The sequence below is a fragment of the Timonella senegalensis JC301 genome, assembly GCF_000312125.1.
Classification (GTDB): domain Bacteria; phylum Actinomycetota; class Actinomycetes; order Actinomycetales; family Cellulomonadaceae; genus Timonella; species Timonella senegalensis.
On record NZ_HE978641.1, the window covers coordinates 627,933 to 641,702 of the forward strand.

General features: G+C 62.5%; 10 protein-coding genes. 3 read left to right on the forward strand and 7 right to left on the reverse strand.

Features of this window, described 5'->3' with window-relative positions; genetic code table 11:
• Positions 1 to 105 precede the first annotated feature (105 nt).
• Entirely contained in the window at positions 106 to 2,178 is a 2,073-nt protein-coding gene (locus HGSM_RS02700) for a BCCT family transporter (RefSeq protein WP_019147199.1), read from the forward strand.
• A 390-nt stretch (positions 2,179 to 2,568) separates the two neighbouring features.
• Here the strand turns inward: HGSM_RS02700 and HGSM_RS14980 are convergent, their stop codons facing one another.
• A complete protein-coding gene (locus tag HGSM_RS14980) occupies positions 2,569 to 4,125 on the reverse strand; it encodes a collagen-binding domain-containing protein (RefSeq protein ID WP_019147200.1) in 1,557 nt (518 codons plus the stop codon).
• Between the two features lie 320 nt (positions 4,126 to 4,445).
• Positions 4,446 to 5,606, reverse strand: a complete 1,161-nt coding sequence (locus tag HGSM_RS02710; RefSeq protein WP_019147201.1) for a glycerate kinase — start codon at positions 5,604 to 5,606, stop codon at positions 4,446 to 4,448.
• Between the two features lie 188 nt (positions 5,607 to 5,794).
• Here HGSM_RS02710 and HGSM_RS02715 point away from each other — a divergent pair, with 188 nt between their 5' ends.
• Positions 5,795 to 6,340 (forward strand): dihydrofolate reductase family protein, encoded by a 546-nt coding sequence (locus tag HGSM_RS02715; protein ID WP_019147202.1) that lies wholly within the window; start codon positions 5,795 to 5,797, stop codon positions 6,338 to 6,340.
• Positions 6,341 to 6,572: 232 nt separating this feature from the next.
• Here the strand turns inward: HGSM_RS02715 and HGSM_RS13550 are convergent, their stop codons facing one another.
• Positions 6,573 to 7,472 (reverse strand): DsbA family protein, encoded by a 900-nt coding sequence (locus HGSM_RS13550; protein ID WP_230197468.1) that lies wholly within the window; start codon positions 7,470 to 7,472, stop codon positions 6,573 to 6,575.
• A 145-nt stretch (positions 7,473 to 7,617) separates the two neighbouring features.
• On the opposite strand from HGSM_RS13550, the gene HGSM_RS02725 reads away from it, so the two are divergent.
• Complete coding sequence (locus HGSM_RS02725) at positions 7,618 to 8,718, forward strand: uroporphyrinogen decarboxylase/cobalamine-independent methonine synthase family protein (protein WP_019147204.1); 1,101 nt, start codon at positions 7,618 to 7,620, stop codon at positions 8,716 to 8,718.
• A 97-nt stretch (positions 8,719 to 8,815) separates the two neighbouring features.
• Here HGSM_RS02725 and HGSM_RS02730 read toward each other — a convergent pair whose 3' ends face one another.
• The 4 genes from HGSM_RS02730 to HGSM_RS02745 all read right to left on the reverse strand — a co-directional run bounded on the left by HGSM_RS02730 (position 8,816) and on the right by HGSM_RS02745 (position 13,769).
• A complete protein-coding gene (locus tag HGSM_RS02730; protein ID WP_019147205.1) occupies positions 8,816 to 11,647 on the reverse strand; it encodes a LuxR C-terminal-related transcriptional regulator in 2,832 nt (943 codons plus the stop codon).
• A gap of 293 nt (positions 11,648 to 11,940) precedes the next feature.
• Positions 11,941 to 12,615, reverse strand: a complete 675-nt coding sequence (locus HGSM_RS02735; RefSeq protein WP_019147206.1) for a GAP family protein — start codon at positions 12,613 to 12,615, stop codon at positions 11,941 to 11,943.
• Positions 12,616 to 12,832: 217 nt separating this feature from the next.
• Positions 12,833 to 13,279, reverse strand: coding sequence for an SHOCT domain-containing protein (locus HGSM_RS02740; protein WP_019147207.1), 447 nt, complete (start codon positions 13,277 to 13,279; stop codon positions 12,833 to 12,835).
• A 1-nt stretch (position 13,280) separates the two neighbouring features.
• Positions 13,281 to 13,769: a DUF6325 family protein gene (locus tag HGSM_RS02745; protein ID WP_019147208.1), complete on the reverse strand. Its 489-nt coding sequence runs from the start codon at positions 13,767 to 13,769 to the stop codon at positions 13,281 to 13,283.
• Between the last annotated feature and the right edge of the window lies 1 nt (position 13,770).

A 13,770-nucleotide genomic window follows, 5' to 3' on the forward strand; every position in this document is an offset into this window, starting at 1 on the left:
CCGGGTCATACTTTAACGTGGGTTTTTACACTTTCAGCCGTGCACAATCGCCGCATATGACCGTTTTGCCGTTGCGCATTCGCGGCATTGTCGTATGGTCTTGGTATGTCCCAAGGAAAGAACTCGCAAAGTGACAGACCAGTCGGACACAACGACTCAGACGCCACGAAAGATAGCTCGTCCCCTCACACTGGGGACGCAGTTGACCCGCAATCATCCGTAGACCCGGTACACCCCGAGCCTCTTGTCGAGCCCGCGTCCAGCGCCAATCGGCCCTCTCCTAGCGCCGCTCCTATCAGCCCCAGCTCTACGCAGGGCTACGCAACTACGCCCGACGAGGGTGCCCCGGATCGGGCAACAGCACCCGCCACCACCCTCGTAGCGGAGGTTGACGAGCAGACGCACGCCGAATCGTCGGTAATCAGTGGCGGCGCCGCAGCGCCGGCAACCACGAACGGGACTGGGGCCAATGGCCCCGGCACGGGCGACACTGCGCCCACCGAGAAGTCCTTTGGCCGCTCCGTAGCGCCGCTCGTGTTCTGGCCTTCGGCGGCGATCGTGGCGATCTTCGCCGCGTTCGCAATCATCGCGCCTGACACTGCCGAAGCGCTCTTCAACTCGCTGCAGAAGACGGTCATCAACTCGTTCAGCTGGTACTACGTGCTGATCGCAGCAGGCTTTGTGGTGTTTGCGCTCTACGTGGGATTCTCCAAGTTCGGTGACATCAAGCTGGGCAAGGACGACGACGAACCCGAGTTCTCGAACCTTTCATGGTTGTCGCTGCTGTTCGCGGCCGGTATGGGCATCGGTTTGGTGTTCTATGGCTTGTCCGAGCCGCTAAGCCACCTCGCCAACCCTAAGCCTGGCACCACTGGCACCCCCGAGGCTCTAGCCAGCGCAGCAATGCGCCAGACCTACCTGCACTGGGGCGTCCACGCTTGGGCAATCTACGTGGTGGTCGGCCTCGCCCTGGCATACGCAATCCACCGCCGCGGACGGCCAATCTCCGTGCGCTGGGCACTTGAACCACTGTTCGGCGACCGCGTGAAGGGCCGCCTCGGTGACGTCATTGACGTGACCGCGCTGGTGGGAACCATCTTCGGTGTCGCAACCTCGCTGGGACTTGGCGTCATGCAGATCTCGTCGGGACTCGATTCGATCGACCTCGCCACCCCAAGCACCGGCCTGCAGGTCATCCTGATCGTGGTCATCACCTGCTTCGTGATCTACTCCGTGGTGTCCGGCGTGACCAAGGGCATGAAGATCCTCTCGAACATCAACTTGATCCTCGCCGCTGCCGTGCTGGTGTTCATTCTGGTTGCCGGGCCATCCGTCTTCCTGCTGCGCGAGTTCGTGCAGTCCATCGGCTCCTACCTGCAGAACTTCATCGGCATGAGCTTCTCCGTGTCCGCTTTCCAAGGTGAGGAAGGCGAACTCTGGCAGGCCAGCTGGACCACGTTCTACTGGGGCTGGTGGATGTCCTGGGCACCGTTCGTGGGTGTGTTCATCGCCCGAATCTCGCGCGGTCGCACCGTCCGCCAGTTCGTGACCGGCGTGCTGCTCGTTCCCACCCTGCTCACGTTCCTGTGGTTCTCCGTAATCGGCGGAACCGGCATCTACATGCAACTCAACGGCAAGGCAGACCTGATCGGACCGGACGGATCCGTGGACATCGAGGGATCGCTCTTTGCCATGCTCGACCACATCCCAGGCGGTGGCGTGCTGACCGTTGGCTTCCTGATCCTCATCGCGGTCTTCTTCATCACCTCGGCGGACTCCGGCTCGCTCGTGATGGCCATGATCGCTTCGGGTGGCCAAGTGGAGCCAAAGCGCTGGCTGCGAGTGTCGTTCGCCGTACTGTCCTCGCTGCTCGCAATCGCGCTGCTTCTGGGCGGTGGCCTGAACGCCATCAAGACGGCCGCGATCCTCATCGCACTGCCGTTCTCCGTGGTCATGCTGCTCATGTGCTGGTCCACGATAACGGCCTTTGGCCGCGAAACCCGCGCCTACGAACGCGCCCAACGCGCCGCATTCCGCGACCACATCGGCGAGTACTACGGCCTTGAAGTAGAACATCCACGCCGCAAGCCGCACGCGCCACGCATCCGGTTGCCGCACTTCCGGAAGCCTGGTGGCAAGGGACCGACGCAGGGCACCCAGAAGGTCCAGAAGAAGTAGTGGAGCGAGCCCGCTAGGGCTACGACCCTCTAACAACAAGTGAACCCGCCATTTTTGTTCAATTTCCGCCACGTGCCGGCTGAAATTGAACAAAAATGGCGGGTTCGTTTTTGCGTTGCTGGATCAAGTGAGCTGGAGGCACCCTGTGGGTGCCACAACCTGATTCACGACGATCATGCCCACCTCCCAGCCCCGCACCACCTCCTAGCCCCGCACCACCTCCCAGCCCCTCCCGTCTTGAACGAGAGCATTCCTGAGCCCACTCTCGACGGGGAGAGTATGCCTGAGCCCACTCTCGTTACAGGGGTGGGGTGGGTGGCTCGCCTGGAAACTAAAACGTCTCTGCGCCCCACCCGCAACATGCGAGTGGGGCGCAGAGACGTAAATTAGTCAGCTGCGGCGTGCGCGTACGCGAACGAGTGCTCCACCTGCCGCGATGAGTGCAGCAGAAGCACCGATCCAGAGCGCTGGGTTAACGCCGGTCTGCGCAAGAGATTCCTCCTCTTGCTCACCGCTTTCCGGGTTGGTTTCGCCCTCAGGCTCCGTCGGGTCAACAGTCGGCTCCGTCGGGTCAACAGTCGGCTCCGTCGGGTCAACAGTCGGCTCCGTCGGGTCAACAGTCGGCTCCGTCGGGTCAACAGTCGGCTCTGTCGGGTCAACAGTCGGCTCCGTCGGGTCAACAGTCGGCTCCGTCGGGTCAACAGTCGGCTCCGTCGGGTCAACAGTCGGCTCCGTCGGGTCAACAGTCGGCTCCGTCGGGTCAACAGTCGGCTCCGTCGGGCCAACAGTCGGCTCCTTAGAGGTGCTTGGAACCTTGCCAAAGAAGCTGTAGTAGTGGATCTCACCGCCAGCGGTACTGAGGTCGTTGGCAATGATTTGGCCCTCAATTGGACTGTTAGCGTTCAAAACCAAGTGACCACGAGGTGCAAGAATAGAACCAGAGATCTTGTCACCGACAATTGTGCCGGTAGCATCGTCAGCCATTGTCACGTTGTACACCACGTAAGGTGCAACAGTGTTTGGGTTGGCGTTGTTGGTATTGTTCGCGGCAGCGAACCTTGGCAGACGGACAGTCTCGCCGTCCTTAACCTCTACGTTGATTACGAGCACTGTGTCTGCGGATGGCTGCGCTTCCGGCAGTATAATCTCGAAGTTGGCATCCACCTCGTCAAAGTTGAGCACGTTGGTCTTGCCACTCACAAGAGCGAGGTTGCGTGCACCTCCGTGACTTCCTGCTGTGAGAGCCACTTCCACAGCTAGAGCTTCTGGGTCATCAGCCGACCCGCCAAACTCTGCCAAGAGAGTCGCCGCTAGGTCGGTGCTGATCTGTTGAGCTGCAGCAAGGTCCTTTGCAAAATAACGGGCCGCCGGACTCTTAAGCAGGAGCGAATCCTTTGACTGCTCAATGGCTTCAGGAATATGCAGTGCAGGTTCAGTTCCGGAAGTCGTGCCAGCAGCACTCAGCCAGATTCCACCGTTGCCGCGATCGCCCACAGCCAGGTTCTCCAGGGTGGCGAATTTGGCCAACCCTGCCTGGTCGTCCCTGATCATTCCTCGGGAACTCAGCTCCGAGACTCCTGCAGATCCTTCCACGTTGAACTGTCCGCCAATGAACAGTCGAGTTGGGTCACCATCAATGACGGGCAATGCATAGTCATTAGGGGTAAGTCCCGAGTCGTGGATAACTGGATAACCCCTCAAGAAGGTCAAGTTGCCAAGGGTTGCCGCTGCGCCCTCGATTTCGGCGTTACCAAGGTTCAGGTCGCCGTACGAAAGGACCGCGAAATCACCAGCGAGTGTTTGTACCGGGTTGAGCATCTCCACCGCCGGAGTAGCCGCAGTTGCTACCGAGGGGAATGCTAATGCTGAACCAATCAATGCCGCAGAAGCGATTGCTGCCGCAACCTTCACTCCTTGCGAGTCGACTTGGCGGGGGGACCGAGCCATGATTCTCCTTCTAAGTAGATGTCAACGTAGAGTTTGGCGCTTTGGGGTATGGATCCGCGCGTTACGATGCACACCCAAGAAACCAAACAACACAATCTTTCCACTTGGTAAGCACAAAACGGTAAGACCCTAGTCACTTAGTGAGGCACATCGCATTTGGTGAACTATGGGTACACGCATCATGGAATGAGCGCTCCGAACACCGCTTCCGTGAGGTTCTCCAAACCTTGGGGGAAGGTACAGGCGTAGGGCACACAGAAGGCCCAGAAGAAGTAGTACCGAGCCCACAATGCACGAGAGTATGCCTGAGCCCACTCTCGTTACTGGGTGAGGGTGGTTGCCACAGCGCTGGCGAGGGTGGTTGCCACAGCTTCGGTCAGGTTCTCCGCGGCGCGCTCCAGGGCCTGGGCGAGCGGCATGCCCGAGGGCGTGATGCAGACAACTTGATCGAGACCCACAGCCCCGCCCTCCTTGGGCCCCAACTCCACTCGGCCGCCGAACGCACACACTCGAACAGCGGGGACCTGCACCTTCGCCAGCTGCGCTACTCCGTGAGGAGTTTTTCCGCCCAGCGTCTGCGAGTCGATCGACCCTTCCCCAGTAAGCACCAGATCCGCACCGGCGAGCGCCGCCGCAAGCCCAACTTCTTCGGCCACAATCTCCACTCCAGCGCGACGCACAGCGCCCAGCGCAAAGAAGGCAGCACCCAGCCCTCCCGCTGCCCCGGCGCCCGGAATGTCTCGGACTCTCACATGCGCGCCGGCCTCAAGCACGTCCGCCCAATGTCCCATCGCGGCTTCCAAGACCTCGACAACCACGGGGCTCGCACCCTTCTGTGGACCAAACACTCTGCTCGCTCCTTCTGGGCCGAGGAGTACGTTGGTCACGTCGCAGGCGAGCTCCATCTCCACAGAACCTAACCGAGAGTCAAGCCCACCCAACTCCACCCCCACCACGCGGGAAAGGTGTTCGGGAGTGGGGGCACGATCGTCGAAAATCAGTTGGTTTGTGGGGTCCGGATCAAACGCGAGGCGCGCGCCGAGGCCGGCCAACAGACCCGCGCCGCCGTCATTCGTAGCAGTTCCGCCGAGCCCAATGAGCAGGCGCGTAGCGCCGTGGTCGAGGGCGGCGAGGACCAGGTCGGCCACGCCCACGGTGGTCGCGCGCAGCGGCAACCGATCCTCAGGAGCGAGCTGCGCGAGCCCCACAGCGGTCGCCACCTCGATGATCGCGAGGCCTCTCACCAGCGCAAACTCTGCCTGAGAGGGTCGCCCGAGGGCATCACGGACGGGCACGCGGACCATCCGCCCGCCCTGTGCGCGGGCGATTGTGGCGGCGGTGCCCTCGCCGCCGTCGGCCATGGGGACGAGCGCGATCTCGGCGTCGGGCAGCACGCGGCGAACCCCGGCGGCCATGGCATGTGCGGCCTGCTCGGCGGTGAGCGACTCCTTGAACGAGTCGGGCGCGATAACGATCTTCACTCTGCGTGGCCTCCTGTCTGGTGTGCCCGCGATCTTGCCCCTCTTGCCAATCTTGCCCCTATTGCCCATCGAACGGATGGATATTCATCCGTTGGGTGCCGAACGGATTGATAATCATCCGTTCGATGCAGGTGGGGGTGGATACCCCAAACCCAGCGCCTTCCCCCACACCGCCCTAGGCTTAAAGCATGGACGTCATCTACTTCACCGCAAGCACCGTGAACGGCTACCTCGCGGATCTGGACAACTCGCTCGAATGGCTCTTCGAGGTGGACGCCACCGAAATCCCGGACCACTCCGAGTTCATCAGCACCGTGGGCGCGATGGCCATGGGCGCCACCACCTACCAGTGGCTCCTGGACAATCAGCAGCTCCTGGAAAATCCGCAAATGTGGATCGATACGTATGGTGACATGCCCGTTTACGTGTTCACGCACCGCGAGTTCGCCGCGCCCGAGGGCTGCAACTTCCACTTCATTTCAGGCGATCCCGCCGACCACATGCCCACGTTTGAAAAAGCCGCAGCAGGCAAGAAACTCTGGGTCATGGGCGGCGGCGAGTTGGTGGGCCAGTTCACGGACGCAGGCCTCCTCACCGAGATCGTCCTCTCCATCGCGCCCGCGACCCTCGCCGCCGGCGCTCCCCTCCTGCCGCGCACCCTGCGCCAGGAACTCACCCTGCAATCGGTCAAGCAGTACGGCCCGTTTGCCGAGCTCACGTACCGCGTCGGCTGACGCCACCTGCTCCGCTAACGCAGCGAGCTCCCAGTTCTGTTGAACTGGGAGCTCGCTCGTGTTTGTCACTGATTTTCGACGATCGTGGTCACCCACCAGCACCAACCCACAACCGCGGCACCCCGCCGCACCCCCGTTTCATCGAGAGTATTCCTGAGCCCACTCTCGACAGGGAGAGCATGCCTGAGCCCACTCTCGTTTACGTGGGGTGGCAGGGCGGATCAGGCGGAGGTCAGTCGGTGACCTTGTCCAACTCGCCCTGGATAACCTGCTGGAACACCTCGTATGGCTGGGCGCCCTGGACAACCTGGCCGTTGACCAGGAAGGTCGGGGTGGACTGGACGCCGATCTGGTTGGCTTCCTGGTAGTCGCGGGCCACGCGCTGCTGCAGTTCCTCGCTGTCGAGGTCAGCCTTGAACTTGTCCAGGTCCGCAACGCCAACCTTCTGCGCCACGTCAGCCAAAACGTCGCGGGTCAGTTCAGCGTGTCCGGACTCGGGCGCCTGAGCGTAGAGTGCCTCGTTGTACTCCCAGAACAGTCCCTGCTCGCCGGCCGCGCGGGCCGCCATGGCTCCGTCTACGGACTGCTCACCAAAGATGGGGAAGTCACGCCATTCAAAGCGCACCAAGCCCTTGTCAATGAAGTCAGTCTTGATGGAGCCCATGGTGTCGCGGGAGAAGACTGCGCAGTACGGGCACTTGTAGTCGGAGTACTCGATGATGACTACTGGAGCGTCAACGGAGCCGAGCGCAGCCTTGTCATCAGCTTCGAGCCTCTTCAACCCAGCAAGCGCCTGGGCAACTTCCTCGGCGCTTGGAGCCTCGGTCGCGCTACCGTCGCCCGAGTCCTCGCCAGCACCCGCGTTCGGGTCTTCGGTCTGCGGCGCAGATGGGTCGGCCGATTCGGTCTGCGTCTGCTCGCCGGCACCGTCTTTACTGACATTCGGCGCCGCGGTTACCATGAGCGCCACCAGGGCTCCGATCAGCACAATCGCCGCGATGATCGCGATCGCTACAAAGTTTGTTTTGCGCGGAGGCTTTGGGCCTCTGCTCGAACCTTCGGTCCAGATGACCTGGTTTGCTGCGGCCTGAGCATCGGTGCTCGGTGGCTGAGGAGTGTAGTTGTCGCTCACGATCAGTCCTTTATTCGGTTCCATCCATCCTAGGCGAGGTTTCTGCGGCCAAAATCCAAGACTCCATTGCGGCTCCCCGCCTAGCGTGGCAGGATTCCGGCAGATTCACCTCAAGCCCACCTGCCTTCCGCATCTTGGAGTCCGCATGTCACTGCCCGATCATCCTCAGGTCCAGCCCACCTGCGTGCGCCCGCAGGGCGCCCACTTGGTGGGCTCGACTACTTTCGACGATTGTGGCAGCACATTCCGCACCACCACCTCGGTCCTTGGCTCGCGTTTGAAGCGCGTTCCTGACGGCGAGGTCGGCGAGCGGTTCCATTGGATCGCCTTCCAGCCAAACCGGCTGTCTGCCACCGTGGGCCTTGAGCGCGTGGGCGACACCCCCATCGTGATCAACCCGGGTGCGCCTGTGGAACTCGACGTGCGTCAGCTTCGCCTAACGCCAGGTACCGATGCGAGCGCTCTCGAGCTTCCGTCGCTCGGGTACGCGGACGCCGCAATCGATTCCTGGGCCGAGTTCGAGCGCCTGCGCACGGAAGGCATTATCCCAGCCCAGACACGGTTTATGGTGGCTCTACCTACGCCACTTGCGACAGTATCGTCGTTCATCTGGACCGACGACCGCCCGGCGGTCGAACCAGTTTATGAAGCCGCACTTGCGCTGGAACTGGACCGAATCCTGACCGCAATTCCGCACGATTCGCTGGCAATCCAGTGGGACTGCGCGGTGGAGTTCGGGTTCCTCGAGAGCGCGGACGCGTACCGCGTTGGGGCGTTCGAGCCGTGGTGGGAGGACCTTTTTGGTGGGCTGATCGAGCGTGCTGCTCGGCAGGCTGGGCGTGTTCCGGACTCCGTGGAGCTCGGTTTCCACCTGTGCTACGGGGATTCCGGCGAGAAGCACTTCATCGAGCCGAAGGACGCGTCCAACCTAGTGAAGTTTGCGAATGCGCTGGTCAAGGCCTCGCCGCGAGCGCTGCAGTTCCTGCACCTGCCCGTGCCGATCGAGCGTGACGATTCCGAGTACTTTTCGCCTCTGGCTGGCCTTGAGCTGTCCGAGGGCACTGAACTGTACCTCGGGCTCGTGCACCGAGAGGACGGGGTGGCTGGCGCCGAGCGTAGGATCGCGGCGGCGGCGCAGTTCGTCAGTGCATTTGGCGTGTCAACCGAGTGCGGGTTTGGGCGCGCACCCAAGGACCAGACCGTGCCACTCCTAGAGACGCACGCCGCGGTTTCCGTGGGCTGGTAACCGTCCCTTGCCCGTCGGTGTATGGCGATATCACCGATGTATGACCGGCATTCACACATCGTGTGATATCGCCATACACCGGCTGGTGGGTCGGGCCCTAGGCGAGGGACGCGAAGAGGCGGATGGCCTCGCGGCGCGAGCTCACGCCGAGTTTGCGGTAGATCGCGCGCTGGTGGGTGCGGACCGTGTTGACGGAAATGTGGAGCGTGGCCGCGATTTCCTCCGCCGTTTTGGTGGTGCGTAGGAGACCCAGAATCTCGGTTTCGCGCTCCGAGAGCGCAAGACCTGCGAGCGGTGAGCCTTGGAGCGGGTCGAGGGTTTTGCTCAGAATCGACGCAAGGAAGTCCTCGTGGCTTCCGCCCCAAATCGCATGTTGTGTGAGGAGCTCGCGCAGCGTATCGTCGAGCACCACGAAGGGGCGCTGAATGTTGGACGGCGCCGCGGCGATGAGCCCCCGCTCGAGGTGCTGGTGAGCGCGCTCGTTCTCGCCCCGCTCCCACAGAATCGCGGCGGACGTGACGTGAGCGCTCACGAGCGTGTAACGCGGCATTTTCTTCCGGTCCATCCCACGCAAGAACAACACCGCGTCAGAAGGCCGGCCCATCCTGCGCAGCAGCTCGGCGGAAAGAACCCGAGATACCGGAACATTGGTGGCCTCGAGTACCGGGCGGAGCGAAAGTTGAGCCGAACGGTAATCGCCGGCAGCCTCGTGCAGCGCGCCCGAAACGAGCGCCCGATATACCGGCCACGGCACGCCGTGCAACTCCTCCGTAGGCAAGGAAGTCAACAGCGCGCGAGCCTGAGCCATCGCCGACGGATCCTTGGTGACCGCCGCGGAAAGACCCTGGTACACAATCGCCAGACCGACATACCCGGTGCCATTGCCAGCGCCAGCACCGCCACTACCGCTTCCACCGCCCACCCCATAGTCAGCAGCCGTGAGCACACGGAACGACTCGTGGAACCGGCCTTGCCAGTAGTGCATCATGCCAAGCGCGACTGCGGTGATCCCTCCGTCGAACACGTTCCACGGATCGGTATGTGGGTCAGTTGTATTGGAGGCGAGGGGCTTGGGAACGGTGAGCGGGAACTCGCCAAGGAAGCAGCGCGCAAAGAACAGGTTCTCCTCGATCCGCTGCTCGAGTCTGCTGAAACGTCCGGCTTCCGCGATGGACTGCGCCGCCATCAGAAACTTCACTGCCCGGAGCGGATCCGTGCGGAGCCGCAGGGTGGTCCAGCCTAGGAGAAAGAGGCTGTGGCAGTGCAGCGCATTGTTCGGGTTGGAAAGGATGAGGAGCTGCTCGGCTGCTGCGATTGCTTTTTCGAGACCCTCAAGGTCGTCCAGTAAGAACAGATCAGTGAGTGCGATCGTCAGCTGAGTTTGGGGAGTCAGTGAGGCTCGGTAATCAGAATCAGCGGCGCCCGGCCCCACAGCACCCGCACCAGCACCAGACCCAAACTCGGCCAGCCCGGCTCCCGACCCAACCCCACCGAGGATCGCGTACGCCTGCTCTTGCAGGATGCGCGCGCCAAGCACGTCTTCCTGGAGGCTAAGGCAGCAGGCCTGAATGAGGAGGAGTTCGGGCGAACGCGGAATGTATTCGGAGATCCGCACCGCGTCTTGGAGTAGACCCTCGGCGTGGCCAACGATGAGCCGCGGGAGCCACGTCTCGAGCAGCAAAGTCCGCGCGAACTCGAAGTCTCCGGCGGCTATCGAGTGGTTGATCGCTTCCACGGGGTAGCCGGTGGCAAGGGCCACGGCCGCCCGCTTGTGTAGGAGGGACAGGACTTCGGGGTCCCTTGATTGCATGCGCCGGCGGCATGCTCCGGCAAAGCTCTCGTGCCACGTGTAGACCACACCGTGTTTGGCGTTCACCATCCGGCTGGAAAAGAGTCCTAACTCGTACAGCGTCTCGAGGTGCGCGGGAGCATCCTTGTTCCCGGTCAGGGCGAGCGCAAGCTGCGGACTCGTCCGGGAGGTAACTGTGGCTTGCTTGGCAAACTCGGTGAGGTCATGGTCGAGCCCGTCGAGCATGACCTCGTGGATGTAACGTTCGATTTTGTGCTGGACTTCCTGGCTGAATCCGACCGCTCCGGCTCCGTCATCACCCGTTTGCGCGGCGGCATCTGCGAGCGCCACAATACCGTTCGCTCCGGCAACAAACCCGCTCATGCCGGCGTCAGCGCCCTGGCCGCCACCGTCCGCCCCGCCACCGAGTGCCAGGTGATTGCGCACCACTTGGACGAGCGCCGGCCACCCCGACGTGTATTTGTGGATCGCGGCGACCTGTTCATCCGATCCGCCGAGTTCAGCGGACAGCATTTGCTCCGCAATTTCACGTGAGGTAAATGCCAGTTCCCTTACCCCAAGTTCGCTGCATTCTCCCGTGACCAGCAGGTCGCTGAGGAGCGCGCGTAATGGTTCCGCCCCGGCAAGAATCAGGTGTAGTTTCCCTGCAGACTTGGCTCGGGTGTGGATGAGGAAATCTATTGTTTGTTGGTTGAGGAGCTGCGCATTATCAATGACGAGCACTACGTCAATTGGCGCCCGCGCAATTGCCTCGCTCAGCGCTTTCAGCATGGTGGCAGGCTGCTCCACAACCCCCGTTTGACGCATGTGTGCGACATCGATTTCCGAGTATGCACTGGTCAGAGCCTGGGTAATAGCGTGGATGACGTGCGCGGCTGAGCGCGAGTTTCCGCGCCTTAGGGTGAGCCAGCCCGGCCGCCTTTCTCGCGCATGTGCCCACTGTGACAGCGACAGAGTCTTCCCGAACCCTCTCGGTGCGCACACCATCAACAGCCCGTTGTGGGTCCCGCGCTCAATCTGTTGTTCGAGTCGCGGACGTCTGTGCAGCGCTGGCAACTCCGGCACATCGATATCAAACCACGGAACGTTTTCCCACGACATTTCGCCATCTGCCCCCATGGGGCCATCATATTGATGGCGTTTAGTTGCGTCGCTGGACGTCCCATTCTGCTCCCCTCGTAAAAACCCGTTTAGGCATGATTTGCGGCATTCCCTTGGAAAAGTTCACCCGCATTCAGCGCGCGTATTCCCGCCAACTTTGGGAGCGGCACGGCCTTTTCTCTCTCTTGGCACAAAATTGTCGACGATTGTGGCTGGCACTCAGCCACAATCGTCGATTATCAGGTCCAAGACCTACGGCGGGGCTCACCACAGGACGAGCCACCCGCGGAGCCGGGCGGAGATGCGTGGGGTCAGAAGTTACCCAGACCCTTTCCGATCACCTGGGCGCCCAGGAGGAAGAACACCACAGTCATGATGGCCGCATTGTTGGAGGCAAGCCACGTGCGCACGCCAGCCAGGACGGTGGCAGCTCGGCTCGGTGCGAGCAGGGCGATGAGCACGGGGACCAACACTGTTGCGGCGGCGACCAGCGTGAACAGCACCAACGTCCACGTGATCGAGCCACCACCCAAGCCGGCACGTCCAATGACCGTACCCGCAGCAGCAGCCGCGAGGAGGTTCTTGGGGTTGACCGCCGCGAGCGCGAAGCCAATCCCCACGACCGCACCGGTGCCCATGCTGTCGATCTTGGTCATCCACGCCGGGAGTTCGCCTTCCTCGCCGTGCGCAGGGCGCGAGCGCCACTGCTTAACGCCAAGGAGCACCAGAAGCACACCGAGGACCACCTGTATGACTGCGACGATAGGCTGCGCACCCTTGTCCGCATCGGGCTCGGGAATGACACCCGCCAACAGGGTGAACGCCGTCACCGCAACCGCGATACCTGCGATCCAACCCAGCAGAAAAGCGAGCCCCATCTTTCCTGCGCGGGGGGACATCAGCATCAAGATCACCGCGATGATGGGCAGCGGGCTGATCGCGATGGCCACCGCGTTGGGGAGGACACTTCCAAGTACTTCAAGCATTCGTGGGCTCCGTTGTTAGGGCGGATGAGGTTTTGAGTTGGGGTGCGTGTAGTAGCGCTTGGCTACGTGCAGCGCGTGCAACTACGTGCGGTTGCGTGCAGTTATGTGCAGTAGCGCTTGGTTACGTGATGCTCCGCGCGTTAGCGCGTGGTTGAGGCCCCGGAGTCCAACGCCCAGCTTGGGTGGTGGACTCCGGCACCCGGACCGGCGGGCTCAGTTAGCCGCCGAGGATCTGCTGTTTCGCAGCGGCAAACTCCTGATCAGTCAGGATTCCCTGCTGGTGGAGCTGGCCGAGCTGCTGGAGGCGGGCGATGAGGTCATCGCCTGGCACTCCTGGTGCCGGTGCGGGTGGCGCTGGCACACCAGCACCTGGCACACCAGCCCCAGCCACCGCCGGAGCGATAGCCTCGGGTGCAACGGGCGCCACCGGCGCCCCCATAGGAGCAGCGGCTGCCTGCTCGGCAACGGCTTGCGCGATGGCGGCCTGCTGCTGTTGCTGCTGGATCATCTGGTGTTCGGCGGCCTGCATCTGGCGGTCCATGGCGCGCGCCTGCTGGCGCTGCTCCACGCGTCCACTGACTGCGGTGGCCGTTCCCGCCACCACTGCCGTGCGGGCAGCCATGCCCAGGAGACCGGGGCGTCCACCTCTGTTCAGAATCGGCATGTCAGATCCCTTCCCTCAATGCGTCGGCATTCAGCGCGTCGGCGTCCAGCGCCTGCGCGACGAGTGCGTTGACGTCGGGTGCGCTGATCCGCTCGGTGCGGACCACTACGCCCTTTGCGGCAGCGAGGTTCGATGAGAGTTCCAGTGCCCACCGCATCTCCAGCGCCGCGATGGCAACGCCGTGGCCTGGCTCGATGTCCGCCATGACCTCTTCGATGTCGGCGGTGCTGATGAGCCCCTCAATCTCGAGTTCAACGTCTAGGTTGAAGTCGAGTTCGTCGAACTCTCCTCCGCCGGTTCCGCCTGCGTCGCGGGCCTCGCTCACCTGCACGTTTCCGTCCGCGTCCCGGGTGGCAACCACGAGGTCCACAACCCGTACCGCACCTGAGCCCGACAGTTCCAGCAGTGCGTCGCGCACGCCTGGTGCGATCCCAGCGCCCTCGAATTCGACCACATAGATGTCGATGGGGCCGTAGCTGAAGTCGGCCATA

What these genes read in the sequence shown, in the direction of transcription:
- HGSM_RS02700 (WP_019147199.1), top strand. Translation starts at nt 106, where the DNA reads ATGTCCCAAGGAAAGAACTCGCAAAGTGACAGACCAGTCGGACACAAC.
- HGSM_RS14980 (WP_019147200.1), bottom strand. Translation starts at nt 4,125, where the DNA reads ATGGCTCGGTCCCCCCGCCAAGTCGACTCGCAAGGAGTGAAGGTTGCG.
- HGSM_RS02715 (WP_019147202.1), top strand. Translation starts at nt 5,795, where the DNA reads ATGGACGTCATCTACTTCACCGCAAGCACCGTGAACGGCTACCTCGCG.
- HGSM_RS02725 (WP_019147204.1), top strand. Translation starts at nt 7,618, where the DNA reads ATGTCACTGCCCGATCATCCTCAGGTCCAGCCCACCTGCGTGCGCCCG.
- HGSM_RS02730 (WP_019147205.1), bottom strand. Translation starts at nt 11,647, where the DNA reads ATGGGGGCAGATGGCGAAATGTCGTGGGAAAACGTTCCGTGGTTTGAT.
- HGSM_RS02735 (WP_019147206.1), bottom strand. Translation starts at nt 12,615, where the DNA reads ATGCTTGAAGTACTTGGAAGTGTCCTCCCCAACGCGGTGGCCATCGCG.
- HGSM_RS02740 (WP_019147207.1), bottom strand. Translation starts at nt 13,279, where the DNA reads ATGCCGATTCTGAACAGAGGTGGACGCCCCGGTCTCCTGGGCATGGCT.
- HGSM_RS02745 (WP_019147208.1), bottom strand. Translation starts at nt 13,769, where the DNA reads ATGGCCGACTTCAGCTACGGCCCCATCGACATCTATGTGGTCGAATTC.